Origin of the sequence: Arthrobacter sp. (assembly GCF_031988865.1) — a bacterium.
In the GTDB taxonomy this organism is placed as follows: domain Bacteria; phylum Actinomycetota; class Actinomycetes; order Actinomycetales; family Micrococcaceae; genus Arthrobacter_B.
On record NZ_DALZXY010000006.1, the window covers coordinates 28429 to 42921 of the forward strand.

Here is a 14493-nt window from a genome sequence, read left to right on the forward strand (position 1 = left end):
GAAGCTGGCCCCATGAGGGCCAAGCGGCACCACCGATGCCGGAGGCCATCGCGGTGCTTGGGGGAATTCGAGTTAGAACCCGGAGCCGCCTTCAACCGCCATGTTGGAGAACCGGGAGTAGTGGCCCTGGAAGCCCACCACAATAGTTTTCGTTGGACCGTTACGGTGCTTGGCCACGATCACGTCGGCTTCGCCGGCGCGCGGGGATTCCTTGTCATAGATGTCCTCGCGGTGGAGCAGGATCACCATGTCGGCGTCCTGCTCGATGGAACCGGATTCACGCAGGTCCGAAACCATGGGCTTCTTGTCGGTGCGCTGCTCGGAACCACGGTTCAGCTGCGAAAGCGCAATGACCGGGACGTCGAGTTCCTTGGCCAGCAGCTTCAAGGCACGGGAGAACTCCGAGACTTCCTGCTGGCGGGATTCCACGCGCTTGCCGGAGGACATCAGCTGCAGGTAATCCAGCACCACAAGCTTGAGGTCGTGCCGCTGCTTCAAGCGGCGGCACTTGGCGCGGATTTCCATCAGGGACATGTTCGGGCTGTCATCGATGAACAGCGGCGCGTCGTTCATACGGCCCATGGTGGTGGCGATTTTGCCCCACTGTTCGTCCTTGATGGTGCCTTTTCGCAAGTCCTGCAGGCCGATCGTGGCCTCGGCCGAAAGCAGGCGCATGGCGATCTCGTTGCGGCCCATTTCCAGGGAGAAGAACACCGTGGTCATGTTGTTCTTGATCGCCGCGGAACGCGCGAAGTCCAGCGCGAAGGTGGACTTACCCACGGCCGGGCGGGCAGCGATAACGATCATCTGGCCGCCGTGCAGTCCCTGCGTCAGTTCGTCGAGCTCGTAGAAACCGGTCGGAACACCGGTCATGCCTTCGCCCTTGTGCCCGGCGGACTCAATTTCATCGACGGTGCCCTCGATGATGTCCTTCAGCGGAACATAATCCTCGGATGTGCGGCGTTCCGCCACGGCGTACACCTCGGCCTGGGCTGCGTTCACCAGATCGTCGACTTCTCCGTCGTTGGAGTAGCCGAGCTGGACGATCTTGGTGCCGGCGTCCACCAGGCGGCGCAGTACGGCACGTTCGCGCACGATCTCGGCGTAGAACCCGGCGTTAGCGGCGGTCGGCACGGACTGGATGAGAGTGTGCAGATACGCCGGTCCGCCGATGCGGCTGATTTCCCCGCGCTTGGTCAGTTCATCCGAGACGGTGACGGCATCGGCCGGTTCGCCTCTGCCGTAGAGGTCGATGATGGCTTCGTAGACCGCTTCGTGGGCGGGACGGTAGAAGTCGACGCCGCGCAGGACCTCAACACAGTCCGCGATGGCGTCCTTGGAGAGCATCATGCCGCCGAGAACGGACTGCTCAGCCACCAGGTCCTGCGGCGGGGTGCGTCCGAAATCTGAACTGCGGGTTGATTCAGCGGCATCCGCATGTGCAAGCGACACGATGGCCACCCTTTCAAAAAGCGTTAGTTCCATGGGCCCCGTCCGGCGGGCGGCATGTGGGTATGGCTGGATACTTGTCTATCCGACGGCACTGACATTGGCGCAACTGCCGCCAATGCCCTCGCCGTAACCTTTCCGGGTGCGCCGATGAGGGAGTCCACCGCAACCGTAGCCCCGTAAGGGCCCCTCAACAAACGTGTTATCCACAGGCGTTGTGGATACCCTGTTCATAACTGGGCGTGTCTTGTGCACAGGCTGGGTATAAGACTGTGGATAACAAATTAGTTTCGCGGCAAATATGGCTCTGACTAGGGCAAATGCTCGTCCACACCTGTGCACAGCCAACTATTTTCCCCAACATTCATCCTCTACCTTCAGGTTGACAGATCCACCACAGGGGCATAGGGATCCGCTTATCCACAGCCGATATCCACATACTTGTGGGCCTATCAAAATTACTTGGATTGATAAGTTTGCGTAGTATCTGCCACTCGCCGCAGATGTGGCCGACAACACATATTTAGTTGCCAGGAAACGCGCGGTGCCCAAGGCTCCTGCCCGGGCAGGAGCCCACAGGGCCCCGGGAGAAGGGAGCACGGCGCCAAGGGCTCCGGGCATACAAAAGCGCCCCCCGCCAGAGGCGGAGGGCGCTTTTAAGTCGCGCAGCGCGCAACAGACGTACTAGCTGGCAACGACCTCGAGGTCGATGACGGCAGCGACGTCGTCGTGCAGGCGGACGTTGGCCTGGAAGGAACCAACCGACTTGATGTGCGTCGGCAGTTCAACCTTGCGCTTGTCGATGCTGCCGAGGCCGGCAGCTTCAACGGCAGCGGCAACGTCAGCGGGCTTGACCGTGCCGAAGAGGCGTCCGGACTCGCCGGCCTTGACGGTCAGCTTGACCGGCTTGGCGGAGAGAGCAGCAGCCTGCTTCTGGGCATCTTCCAGCGAAGCGTGCTCGCGCGCGGCGCGAGCAGCCTTGATGGACTCAACCTGCTTCTCGCCACCCTTGGTCCAGGTCAGGGCGAAGCCGCGGGGTACCAGGTAGTTACGTGCGTAACCATCCTTCACCTCGACGACGTCGCCTGCTGCACCGAGACCGGTGACTTCGTGGGTCAGAATGAGCTTTGCCATGAGTTAGGTTCCTTTCCTTTAGCCGCGGCCAGCGCCGGAGTAAGGCAGGAGGGCAACTTCACGGGCGTTCTTGATTGCCTGTGCGATCTTGCGCTGTTCCTGCACGGTTACGCCAGTTACGCGACGAGCGCGGATCTTTCCGCGGTCGGAAATGAACTTGCGCAGCAATGCTACGTCCTTGTAGTCGATGACGGTGATGTCAGCGGCCTTCAAGGGATTGGACTTTGGTTTGGGCTTGCGAAGTTCAGCCTTAGCCATCGTGGAGCTCCTTATGTCTAGTGGAGCCCGTGGATTTATTCCACGGGATGGGCTCGACGGCGGTTGCCGTCAGAGGTTGGTGCCTTGCGGCACCAGGTATTGCTTAGAAGGGCGGATCGTTGGAATCCGGCCCGGCTCCCCAGCCACCCGAGTTGCCGCCCGCAGGCGCGCCCCAAGGATCTTCCGCAGGTGCGGACTGCTGCTGCTGGCCGCCCCAACCGGGGTTGGAGTTGCCGCCGAAGCCGCCGGTGTTTCCAGCGTTGCCGCCAAAGCCGCCGCCCCCGCCGCCGGAGCGCTGGGTGCGGGTGACCTTCGCGGACGCGTACCGCAGCGAGGGGCCGATTTCGTCGACCTCAAGCTCCATAACGGTGCGCTTTTCGCCTTCTTTGGTCTCGTACGAACGCGACTTGAGTCGGCCCTGGCAGACGACGCGTGTGCCCTTTGTCAGGGATTCGGCGACGTTTTCCGCAGCTTCGCGCCAGACCGATGCACGGAGGAACAGCGTTTCGCCGTCCTTCCACTCATTGGACTGCCGGTCGAAGGTACGCGGCGTCGAGGCAATGGTGAAGTTCGCCACTGCCGAACCGGACGGGGTGAACCGGAGTTCCGGATCATTCGTCAGGTTGCCGACCACGGTGATCGTTGTCTCGCCTGCCATTTATGCCTCCTGGTGTCTCGGTCCGCGTAAACGGACCTTTCGTTGACGAGTAAAAGGATGGGCCGAAATTACTCGGCAACAACCTTCTGGTCTTCGGGGCGGATGATCTTGGTGCGCAGGATGGTCTCGTTGAGGCCAAGCTGGCGGTCAAGTTCAGCAGCCGCTGCAGGGCTCGCGGTGAAGTTAACCACCGCGTAGATGCCTTCGGCCTTCTTCTTGATTTCGTAGGCGAGGCGGCGACGGCCCCAGATGTCCACCTTGTCGACGGTTCCACCATCGTTGCGGACAACGTTGAGGAACTTGTCGAGCGAAGGCTCCACCGTACGCTCTTCGACCTCGGGGTCGATGATTACCATCAGTTCATAAGCACGCATTTGTGAACCCACCTCCTTTGGGCTATACGGTCACGGTCTTTCCGTAACAGGAGGTTCTTTAGCGTTGTCTTTGCTCCGGGCGGCGGCAGATAGTCCCACCGCACGCCAAGCGCCTGCCAGCCAAGGCCGACAGCACAGACTCCACTATCCTAACGGACTTTAACTCCTACACTGAACGCCATTGGAGACCTGTGGACACCCAAAGCCCGGGTTCGACGCCGGACGGGAGTCAGCGGCGAAAGAACAGCTCCGCGGCCCGCGAGAGGAAATACGGATCCTGCACCCCGGCCATTTCGCGGGCCGAGTGCATGGACAGCAGCGGAATTCCGACGTCGATGGTCCGGATCCCGAGCCGGGTCGCTGTCAGTGGTCCGATGGTGGAGCCGCACGGAATGGAGTTGTTGGACACGAATTCCTGGTACGGCACGTCGGCCTCGCGGCACAGTGCGGCCCAATAGGCTGCCCCCGGGGCGTCGGTGGTGTACCGCTGGTTGGCGTTGATTTTCAGCAGGGGTCCGCCGTTCAGGACCGGCTTGTTGGCCGGATCGTGGCGTTCAGCGTAGTTCGGGTGCACCGCATGCCCGGCGTCGGCGGAGATGCAGAAGGAAGCGGCGAAGGCCCGCTGTGCCTGCATGGCATCTGCACCCAAACCGGCGCTGATGCGGGCCAGCACGTCTTCCAGGAAGGGTCCGGCGGCACCGGAACGGCTACCGCTGCCGACCTCCTCGTGATCGAACGCGGCCAAAACGGCAATCGCCCCTTGGGTCTTGGCTGCGGCTGCGGCCGCAAGCGCGCACAGTCCGGCATGCACCGAGGAGAGATTGTCCAGGCGGCCGGAGGCGAAGAACTCACTGTCCGCCCCAAATATCCGGGCCGGCTGGGTGTCGGCGGCAACGACGTCGTACCCGCCGATCTCTGCCCGGTCCACGCCGGCCTTGGCGGCGAGCAGGGCCAGCAGGTCGGCGGTGGACGGATCCCCCAGGCCCCAGACCGGGTTCAGGTGCTGCTGCTTGTCCAGGGCCAGGCCCTCGTTGACGGCCCGGTCCAGGTGAATGGCCAGCTGGGGGAAGCGCAGCAGCGGCCCGGTGGCGACCAGGTGCTCCTGCCCGTCCATGGTGACCAGCCGTCCCGCCAGTTCCAGCTCGCGGTCCAGCCAGGAATTCAGCAGCGGCCCGCCGTACACCTCGACGCCGGCCTGCAGCCAGCCGAACCGGCCGGTTGTGGGTGAGGGCTTGAGCTTGAAGGTGGGTGAATCGGTATGGGTGCCGAAAATATTGAAGCCGGTGGTCGGCGTCGCATCTTCGGGAACGATCCAGGCGATGAACGCGCCGTCGCGGACCACCACGTACCGTCCCGATGCCACCGGCCAGTCCTGGTCTTCACCCAGCTCGGTGAATCCTGCGGCCACGAGGCGGTCCGCCGCGGTGCGGGCGGCGTGGAAGCTCGAGGGTGAGGCACTCACGTACTCACCGAGGTCATTGACGTGTTCACGTGGTTGCCTGGTCGGATTCAACATAGTCCGATTCAACCAGAATGCACCGGACAAAACAGTGAAGGGGACAGCGGCCGTTCGTTCCGCTGTCCCCTCCACCGGGCTTTTATCCGCTCACCGGGAGCGGGTTATTTCGGCGTTAGACGTCCCGCCGCTTCGTTACGACCAAGGCGATCACCAGCAGGACCACTGCCCAGGCGGCCAGGACCAGCCCGCCCTGCCACTGGTTCAGTGCGTCCTCGGCGATCTCCAGTGCGACGAGCTGGTTGCCGGCGTTGCTCGGCAGGAAGCGGGAAACGTCCGTCACCCACTCCACGTTGAAGATCGAGGACAGGATGGGCAGGATCATCAGCAGGCCGATCGTAGTCACGACGCCTCCGGCGGTACTGCGCAGCAGCGTGCCGAGGGCGGTGCCGATGACCGCCACCAGCGCAAGGAAGGTGCCGGTGTTGATGATGCTGCCGACCATGCCGTCAACGTTCAGGGAGAAACCCAGGTCTGCGCTGTTGAGGATGGGCTGCCCCACGAGGTAGCTCAGGAAGGCGGAGACCGCCCCCACTACGAACGCGATGAGGGCAATGATCACAGTCTTGCCCAGAAGGGCCGGGATGCGTTTCGGGGCGGCGACCATGGTGGAGCGGATCATCCCGGTGCTGTACTCGGAGGCGATCAGGACCACGGCCAGGGAGGCGATGAGCAGCTGACCGAAGATAAGCCCGGAGGTGGGAACCATGTGGGCCATGGCCTGCATGTCCATGGCGCCGCCCATCTGGGCCATCATTTCGGGACTGGCTTCAGCCATGATTTCTTTGCTGACAACGACGTTCCAGGCAAAGAAGGCGCCGAGACCAACCATGACCACCAGGGTGGTCGCGATCAGGATCACGGTGGAGGGGACGGTGGTGACCTTGATCCATTCCGAGCGCAGGATCCGCGCGAAGTTCACGCCGCTGCCGTCGGGCCGGGCGGCCCGGTGGGAGGGAGCCGGTGCAGATGTGGTGCTCATTGTCAGTTTCCTTCCCCGGTGACACCGGCGGACGCCGGTTCCTGCGAGAATCCGTGGGACTTGTACTCGACGTCGTCCCGGGTCAGTTCCATGTACGCGTCTTCGAGCGAAACCTGGAGCGGTGTCAGCTCGGTCAGCAGGATCCGGCGATCGAGGGCGATCTCCGCAATTGCGCGTGAATCGGCGCCGCTGATCTCGAAGAGGCCCTCTTCCATCCGCTGGATCGTTGCACCCTGCGCCTCGAGGACCGGCAGGAGTTCCTGTGCCCCCTCAGTCCGGACGCGGGTCCGCTGGCGGCCACCGCCGTCGATGATGTCCTGGATCGGAGCGTTGGCGATGATGCGGCCGCGCCCGATGACAATGAGGTGATCGGCCGTGACGGCCATTTCACTCATGAGGTGTGAAGACAGGAAAACCGTGCGTCCCTCCGCGGCGAGGCCGCGGGCGAGATTGCGGACCCAGAGCACACCCTCGGGATCCAGACCGTTGACGGGCTCGTCGAGGATCAGGGTCTGCGGGTCGCCGAGCATGGCGACGGCGATACCGAGCCGCTGGCCCATGCCCAAAGAGAAGCCGCCAACGCGCTTCTTCGCGACGGGTTCCAGTCCGGTCAGCTCGATGACCTCGTTCACCCGCTTGTTGGAGATGCCGTGGGTTGCTGCCATGGCGCGCAGGTGGTTGTAGGCGGAGCGGCGGGTGTGCACGGCCTTGGCATCCAGCAGGGCGCCAACCTCATGCAGCGGCGCCTTGTGGCGGGCGTAGGGTGCGCCGTTGACGGTCACGGTCCCGGCGGAGGGCCGGTCAAGTCCGACGATCATCCGCATGGTCGTTGACTTTCCTGCACCGTTCGGGCCCAGGAAACCGGTCACCTTGCCGGGCTCGACGGTAAAGGAGACGCCGTCGACAGCGGTCTTGCTGCCGTAGCGCTTGGAGAGGCCGATTGCCTCAATCATGATGCATCCTCTGGGTCGGTTGTAGGGAAGCAGACGGGCTCAAAGACGGGTGCGGCCCCAAGGGTCGGGGAGCCCGGCAGGTTCCGGAAGTCGGAAAAGCCCAGCACTCCCCAGCCTAGGACACCGTCCCAGTTCCGCACATTGGCCCCTGGGATGAACTGCGGCAGGCACTTGGCTGCCACCCCTCCCCCTCAGGGATGACAACCGCCGTCCCTTAGCGGGAGCTCACGGCTTCAAACTTCCGCACGGCCAGCGGCACGAACGCCACGAGCATGATTGCCGAGCCGATCAGCACTGTGGCGATCGGATTCTGCATGGGCCAGGTGTCCGGCACGGGTGTTGATCCGAGGTTGCCGAAGAGCTGTCGGACGGCCTGGACCAGTGCGGAGACAGGATTCCAGTCCGCGATGGTCCGCAGCGGTTCGGGCAGGGTGGAACTCTGCACAAAGGCATTGGAGATGAAGGTGATGGGGAACAGGATGATGAAGGACGCGTTATTGATCGCCTCCGGGGACCGCACTGACATTCCGAGCAGCGCCATCACCCAGCTGAAGGAGTAGGAGAACAGCAACAGCAGCCCGAGGCCGCCGAGGAAACTCCAGAATCCGGTGTTCACGCGCCAGCCGACCAGCAGGCCGGTCCCCATCATGATCACCATCGAGATGCTGTTCAGCACCAGGTCGGAGTTCGTCCGGCCGATCAGCACGGCCGACGGGCTCATGGGGAGGGTGCGGAAGCGGTCGATGATTCCTTCCTTCAGGTCCTGCGCCATGGCGGAACCGGAGAAGGTAGAGCCGAACACCACGGTCTGCGCGAAGATCCCGGCCATCAGGTACTGCGTGTAATCGGTCCCGGCCACCTGGATGGACCCGCCATAGACCTGGCTGAACAGCAGCACGAACATAATCGGCTGCAGGACGGCGAACACCACCATGTCCGGTGTGCGGCGGATCTTGATCAGGTTCCGTTTGGTCACAGTCCAGCCATCGGAGGCCCAGCTTCCGGCAGTTGTGCCGGAACCCGGCTGGAACTTGAGTGTCTGCGTGGCGGTAGTCATCGTGCGGCCTTCGCTTTCCCGGCGTCGTCCTTTTCCTCTTCGGCGACGTGCCCGGTGAGCTTGAGGAAGACGTCATCCAAGGTGGGGCGCCGGATCCCGGCGTCATGCAGTTCGATTCCTGCGGATTCGAGGTCGCGCAGGACCTGCTGGAGTGCCGACGGGCCCTCGGTGACCGCAACTTCGAGCGTCCGGCCGTCACTGGCGGTCTGGACGTCACCGTTGCCGTACCGGGCCAGGATGTCCCGGGCGACTCCGGCGTCGAATCCCTCCACCAGCGCGACGGCCACCCGGTGGCCACCGATCCGTGCCTTGAGCTGGTCGGAGGTGCCCTCGGCGATTACCTTGCCGCCGTCGATCACCGCCACCGTGTCCGCGAGCTGGTCCGCTTCCTCTAGGTACTGGGTGGTCAGCAGGAGGGTGGTTCCGCCGGCTACCAGGGATTTGATCACGTCCCAGAGGGCCAGCCGGCTGCGCGGGTCCAGCCCGGTGGTGGGTTCGTCCAGGAACAGGACGCGGGGCTCGTTCACCAGTGCACCGGCAAGGTCCAGCCGCCGGCGCATACCGCCGGAATAGCCTTTGACCGGCCGGTTGCCGGCGTCGGACAGATCGAACTGATCGATGAGTTCGGCGGCGCGATTCCGGGCTTTCTGGGTCGGCAGGTGGTACAGCTTGCCGACCATCCGCAGGTTCTCGATGCCCGTGAGGTTCTCGTCCACCGCAGCATATTGGCCGGAGACACCGATAATCCGGCGCACCTCTTTGGGCCGTGCGGCGACGTCGATACCAGCAATGGACGCAGTCCCAGCGTTTGGCTCGATCAGGGTGGTCAGCACTTTCACCGCTGTCGTCTTGCCGGCGCCGTTTGGCCCCAGGAGCGCGGTGACCGTCCCCTCGGGCACGCCGATATCGAGCCCATCCAGGGCATGGACCGGCCCGGACTTGGATTTATAGACCTTGGTTAGGCCGTGGGCCTGGATCAGCGGATCCCTCCGGCCCTCGGAGACCGGGCGTTCCGGATGTGGGGGGTTTTGGGGAAAAGACATGCGAACAGGGTAGGGCTGCGCCTCCGCGGCTGGAAGACCCTTTCAGGACAACTTTGGTCCGCAAGTCGCGGGGCGGGGAGAACTTGGCTGGAACTACCCGTTACACGGCAGGATCTTTGGCACCCTGTTCAGCTTTTCCGCGTTCAGCGGCGACAGGAGCAAAGACGATCGAGAGCAGGATTGCGGCGCCAACCACCAGCAGGGCGTTGCGCACGCCCCAGAGCTCGCCGAGGAATCCGAGCACCGGCGGACCAACAAAGAACGCGGTGTAACCAAGGGTGGACACCACCGAGACCCGCCCCGCGGCGTGGACCGGGTCATCCCCGGCCGCGGACATGCCCATCGGGAAGCCCAGGGCAGCACCGATGCCCCACAGGATGACTCCCACGGCCGCCAGCCACAGCGTGGGCGCAACCACGAACAGGACCAGCCCCACCAGTGAAGCGCCCATACAAAGCCGCAGCGCCCGGACCCTGCCCAGGCTGTCGATCAGCCGCGCACCGAACCAACGGGTAGCCGTCATTGCTGCGACGAAAATCCCAAACATCACCGCACCGGCGGTTTCGGAGGCCTGCAGCCCGTCCACGGTCGCCTTGGCCACCCAATCGTTGGCCGCGCCTTCCGTCAGCGCCGCCCCCAGGACGACGACGCCGATCAGCAGGGTGCGTCCCTCTTTCCACGCCCCGAAACTGGAGGGCCTGGCCACAGCTTCCCCATGTTCAAGCGCGGGGCTGTCCGGCAGGAACGCGCGGGGCACCAGTATCACCAGCACCACGGCAACCGCCACGATTCCGATCAGGTGCAGCGGCAGGCTCACTCCGACGGCGGAGAGCACGGCACCGATCATGGCACCGATGAAGGCACCGCCGCTGAACGCCGCATGGAACTTGGGCATCACGGTTCGCTTCAACCCGTGCTCCACCTCGGTGCCCTCAAGGTTCATGGCCACATCCCAGAGGCCAATTCCGGCACCGAATATCAGCAGGCCACCGGCCGTCAGTGGGATCGAGCTCCAGGCCAGCCCAGCGGCGATTACCAGGGCGGCACTGGAAGCCAGCAGCCCGCCAACCCGGACGGCGTTGGCCGTGCCGACCCGCTGGGCCAAGGCTCCGGCCAGCGGCAGCGAAGTGACGGATCCTACGGCTGAGAAGAGCAGCAGCAGGCCGACGCCTGCCGACCCGATGCCCAACGCCTGCGCGGCAGCGGGAATCCGCGCCGCCCAACTGGCGAAGATCATGCCGTTCAGTCCGAAGATGGCGAAAACTGCCAGGAGTGCCCGATCCAGGGATTTGGTGTCCACTCCCCCATTCTGTGGCCGGAACACCACCGTTGGGAAATACCGGCTGCCGGCCGGGATTACCGGGTCCGCACGACCCGCTGTTCGTCCCAGACAGGTTCCTCGGACTCGTAGACCCTGCCGTCGGAGCCGAAGACCAGGAAACGGTCGAAGCTGCGCGCAAACCAGCGGTCGTGCGTCACGGCCAGCACGGTTCCCTCAAATGCGTCGATCGCCTTTTCCAGTGCCTCGGCCGAGTGCAGGTCCAGGTTGTCGGTGGGCTCATCCAGCAGCAGCAGCGTGGCGCCGGAGAGTTCCAGCAGCAGGATCTGCAGGCGCGCCTGCTGTCCGCCGGAAAGCGAGTCGTACTTCTGCTCCCCCTGCGAGGCCAGTCCGTAGCGGTCCAGCGCCCCGGCGGCCGCTTCACGTCCCAGCCCCGAGCGGTGCTCGTCTCCGCGGTGCAGGATGTCCAGGAGTGTCTTCCCCAGAAGGTCCTGGCGCAGCATGGTCTGGGCAAAGAATCCCGGCCGGATCCGGGCACCGAGTTTCACGGACCCAGCGTGTGGGACCGGCGCGATTTCCACTTCGGAAACCGGCTCGTGTTCCTTCTCAGGATCGCTGCCGCCCGCGGCCAGCAGGCGCAGGAAGTGGGACTTTCCGGAGCCGTTGGAGCCCAGCACCCCAACCCGGTCGCCAAACCAGATTTCGGTGCTGAAGGGTTTCATCAGCCCGGTGAGCTCGAGCTTCTGGGCCACCACGGCCCGTTTGGCCGTACGTCCGCCGCGCAGCCGCATTTGGACGTTCTGCTCGATCGGCAGTGCCTCGGGTGGTCCGGCTTCCAGGAATTTGGCCAGGCGGGTCTGCGCCGCCTGGTAGCGGTTGGCCATGTCGGAGCGGAACGCGGCCTTGTTCTTGTACATGTTGACGAGTTCCTTGAGCTTGACGTGCTCCTCGTCCCAGCGCCGCCGCAGTTCCTCGAAGCGGGCGTTGCGGTCTTCCCGGGCCTGGACGTAGCTTTCGAATCCGCCGCCGTGGATCCATGCGGAGGCACCGTTGATTCCCGGTTCCAGGGTGACGATCCGGGTGGCGGCATTGGCCAGCAGTTCGCGGTCGTGGCTGACGAACAGCACCGATTTCTTTGATTCGGCCAGCTTGGCCTCCAGCCAGCGTTTGCCCGGCACGTCAAGGTAGTTGTCCGGCTCGTCCAGCAGCAGCAGTTCATCGGGTCCGGAGAACAGCGCTTCGAGGACCAGCCGTTTCTGCTCCCCGCCGGAGAGTGTGCTGGCCTGCCGGTACTGCGCCTTCTCGAACGGCATCCCAAGGGAGTCCATCGTTACTTCATCCCAGACGGTTTCCTGTTCGTAGCCGCCGACGTCACCCCAGTCCGCGATGGCCTGGGCATAGCGCATCTGGGTGGGTTCGTCGTCGTTCTCCATCATCGCCATTTCCGCATCGTCCACTGCGCGGGCGGCTGCGGCGAGGGCGGGTGGGGCGGCGGATACGAGCAGGTCCCGGACCGTGCTTCCGTCGCGGACCTGGCCCACGAACTGGCGCATGATGCCCATGTGTCCGGAGCGCGCGACGGTGCCTTCATCGGGCTTGATGTCCTCGGAAATAATCCGCAGCAGGGTGGTCTTGCCGGTGCCGTTCGGGCCGATCAGCGCCGTTTTATGGCCGTCGCCGACCTTGAAGCTGACGCCGCTGAGCAGCTGCCGTCCGTCCGAGAGGAAGTAGTCAATGTTGGATACGTCGAGATGAGCCACGCTTCCATCCTCCCACTGCCTATGGCTGGATCCGCCTTGCGTGACGGCGGCCGCGGGCCGGGCATAGGATGGCCGTTCCCGGCCCCAACCGAAAGCAGGAGAAATGATCTTCATCGTCGTCAAGTTCAAGGTCAAGCCCGAGTGGAGCGAGCGGTGGCTGGACCTGACCGCCGATTTCACTGCCGCCACCCGGTCCGAGCCCGGGAACCTGTGGTTTGACTGGTCCCGCAGTGTTGAAGATCCGAACGAGTTCGTGCTGGTGGAGGCTTTCAAGGACGACGCCGCCGGCGCCCATGTGAACAGCGACCACTTCCAGCAGGCCATGAAGGATATGGTCCAGGCCCTGGTGGAAACCCCGCGGATCATCAATACGGGCATCGACGGCGAGGAGTGGTCCCGGATGGGTGAGCTCACTGTTGACTAGCGCGGTCGACTAGCCCGGTGTCATAAGACTGCCGGCTGGTGCTTTCAACCAGCGGCCTTGGGTGAGCCAGGCCAGCCAGCGGGCAGGCTCAGCTCTCCAATGAATATCCGGCCCGCTGGAGCATCTCCCGCAGGTCCACCACGGTCTGCTCATCGATGTCCTTGCCCTTCGGCGGGGTGAGGACGTCGGTGCGGCCCGCGAGGGTGACCTCGTACTTGCCGTTGTGTTCCCGGGTGGTGTCCGCGATTGCTTCGAGCAGGGAGCGCACCCGCTTCCATTCAATGTTGTGGGACACCGGGTGGCGCAGAATCTGGTTCAGTGTGTCCCGGTGGTGGTTATTCAGGTGCTCGGGTGTAGCCGTCATTTGAACCTCCTCCATCAAGTTCGCCACGCACCGGCGGCCAGTGCAAGGGGCTACGGCCGGAAGTCCACTGACAGTTCTTCCCCTGCCACCTCCAGGTCCGAACCGAACGGGATATTCACCAGGTCCGAACGGGGTTCCCAGCGTCCGCTTCCGGTGACATCCTCCTGATAGGTAACCCGGGCCTTGCCTCCGGTGGCGTAGACGGCCAAACCTGTTGCCGGTGTTCCGGTGATCCGGTAGACAGGCGCCTTTTCCAGTGTCCACTCCGCAGCGCGGAAGCGTGCGGCGTCCCCGGAGGCGTAAGCGGTATTCGGGCAGGCCTCCGGCGCGGTCTCGCCCCTGCCCAGGCATGCCGCCAGGTAGGCCTCTCCCTGCGCCTGTACATCCGCGGCGAGTTCAGCCGTCACCGAGGCGTAGAGGCGCACGGGATCCGGGTCTCCGGCCATGCCGGGTTCCACCATGACGGTGTGCGGGCCCCCGTAGCTGAGGTACCGGGTGTCCGGGCCCTGAAGCCTGTATCTGCCTGGGAGCAGCCGCAGTTCAACCGTGCCGGAAGCGTCCGCTGGCAGCGGGACGTTGCGGCCATTGACCCTGAGCCCCTCGGTTCCGGACGGTATGGCAACCGCCACAGAGCGCGCCGCCGTGTGCTGGAGCTGCCAATCGGTAAAGGCCAGCAACCGGCTTCCCTCTGCCTGCAGGGCGAATTCAACGGCGGACGTTTTACCGTTTTGTTCAAGTTCGGCACGGACCACCGCTTCACTGCCGTTGATTTCCTGGCCGAGGATCTCATAACCGGTAATCCGGTTCCCTGCCGCTGCATAGATACCCGGATCCTGCGGGGTCAGGGCCTGGGATGGCGGCAATGCCGCCACGGCCGCCTCCTGATCCCCGGAAACCAGCGCGGCAAGATACCCCTCCACCTGTGCCTGCGGGCCAAAGACCTGCTGGCTGAGGAAGCGGAAGCCGAGGATTGCGGCGGTTATCAGCAGGGCAGCGCCCGCAGCAGCCAGTACGACGGCGGTGCGGCGGCTTCGGAGCAGCCGGCGGCGTGCGGGGCCGGACCGGAGGCCTTCGGCGGTTTGGGAGGATGGCCGCCCGCCTGCCCGGGGACGGCTACGGGGACGCTGTGGTGTTGAAACGGTCATTCGGCAAATCCCCCGGCTGAGCTCTGACTGTGGTCCCTGCCCGAGGACGCACTTGTTCAAGATACAGGCTGTGGACGCGGCTTTTCACGTCGACTCG

At 64.3% G+C, this 14493-nt stretch carries 15 protein-coding genes; 1 reads left to right on the plus strand and 14 read right to left on the minus strand.

The features are described from left to right. Positions 1-72: 72 nt before the first annotated feature. From dnaB to RTN46_RS02185, 12 genes are all read right to left on the minus strand, one after another. The gene (gene dnaB / locus RTN46_RS02130) at positions 73-1452 is read right to left on the minus strand and encodes a replicative DNA helicase (protein ID WP_312178779.1); all 1380 of its coding nucleotides are present in this window, start codon (positions 1450-1452) and stop codon (positions 73-75) included. 681 nt (positions 1453-2133) lie between these two features. Further along, positions 2134-2583: a 50S ribosomal protein L9 gene (rplI, locus tag RTN46_RS02135; protein WP_055242872.1), complete on the minus strand. Its 450-nt coding sequence runs from the start codon at positions 2581-2583 to the stop codon at positions 2134-2136. 18 nt (positions 2584-2601) lie between these two features. Continuing rightward, positions 2602-2841 (minus strand): 30S ribosomal protein S18, encoded by a 240-nt coding sequence (gene rpsR, locus RTN46_RS02140; RefSeq protein ID WP_003800144.1) that lies wholly within the window; start codon positions 2839-2841, stop codon positions 2602-2604. A 103-nt stretch (positions 2842-2944) separates the two neighbouring features. Continuing rightward, positions 2945-3499, minus strand: coding sequence for a single-stranded DNA-binding protein (locus RTN46_RS02145; protein ID WP_312178780.1), 555 nt, complete (start codon positions 3497-3499; stop codon positions 2945-2947). A gap of 68 nt (positions 3500-3567) precedes the next feature. Continuing rightward, positions 3568-3873 carry a 30S ribosomal protein S6 gene (rpsF, locus tag RTN46_RS02150; protein WP_066300367.1) on the minus strand — a complete coding sequence of 102 codons (306 nt, stop codon included), beginning with the start codon at positions 3871-3873 and terminating at the stop codon, positions 3568-3570. A 229-nt stretch (positions 3874-4102) separates the two neighbouring features. After that, positions 4103-5389 carry a M18 family aminopeptidase gene (locus tag RTN46_RS02155; RefSeq protein ID WP_312178781.1) on the minus strand — a complete coding sequence of 429 codons (1287 nt, stop codon included), beginning with the start codon at positions 5387-5389 and terminating at the stop codon, positions 4103-4105. Positions 5390-5504: 115 nt separating this feature from the next. After that, a complete protein-coding gene (locus RTN46_RS02160; RefSeq protein ID WP_312178782.1) occupies positions 5505-6371 on the minus strand; it encodes an ABC transporter permease subunit in 867 nt (288 codons plus the stop codon). A gap of 2 nt (positions 6372-6373) precedes the next feature. Next, entirely contained in the window at positions 6374-7324 is a 951-nt protein-coding gene (locus tag RTN46_RS02165; protein WP_312178783.1) for an ATP-binding cassette domain-containing protein, read from the minus strand. Positions 7325-7538: 214 nt separating this feature from the next. Further along, complete coding sequence (locus tag RTN46_RS02170; protein ID WP_312178784.1) at positions 7539-8381, minus strand: ABC transporter permease; 843 nt, start codon at positions 8379-8381, stop codon at positions 7539-7541. Then, the gene (locus RTN46_RS02175) at positions 8378-9424 is read right to left on the minus strand and encodes an ATP-binding cassette domain-containing protein (protein WP_312178785.1); all 1047 of its coding nucleotides are present in this window, start codon (positions 9422-9424) and stop codon (positions 8378-8380) included. Before RTN46_RS02175 ends, RTN46_RS02170 begins: the two co-directional genes overlap by 4 nt. 100 nt (positions 9425-9524) lie before the next feature. Next, positions 9525-10724, minus strand: coding sequence for an MFS transporter (locus tag RTN46_RS02180; RefSeq protein ID WP_396157188.1), 1200 nt, complete (start codon positions 10722-10724; stop codon positions 9525-9527). A gap of 56 nt (positions 10725-10780) precedes the next feature. After that, complete coding sequence (locus RTN46_RS02185; RefSeq protein ID WP_312178786.1) at positions 10781-12463, minus strand: ATP-binding cassette domain-containing protein; 1683 nt, start codon at positions 12461-12463, stop codon at positions 10781-10783. A 103-nt stretch (positions 12464-12566) separates the two neighbouring features. Here RTN46_RS02185 and RTN46_RS02190 point away from each other — a divergent pair, with 103 nt between their 5' ends. Next, positions 12567-12887, plus strand: coding sequence for a putative quinol monooxygenase (locus tag RTN46_RS02190; RefSeq protein WP_312178787.1), 321 nt, complete (start codon positions 12567-12569; stop codon positions 12885-12887). Between the two features lie 88 nt (positions 12888-12975). On the opposite strand, the gene RTN46_RS02195 is transcribed toward RTN46_RS02190, so the two are convergent. Together RTN46_RS02195 and RTN46_RS02200 are read right to left on the minus strand one after the other, a co-directional pair. Next, a complete protein-coding gene (locus RTN46_RS02195) occupies positions 12976-13251 on the minus strand; it encodes a hypothetical protein (protein ID WP_312178788.1) in 276 nt (91 codons plus the stop codon). 50 nt (positions 13252-13301) lie between these two features. Continuing rightward, positions 13302-14396, minus strand: a complete 1095-nt coding sequence (locus tag RTN46_RS02200; protein ID WP_312178789.1) for a hypothetical protein — start codon at positions 14394-14396, stop codon at positions 13302-13304. Positions 14397-14493 lie beyond the last annotated feature (97 nt).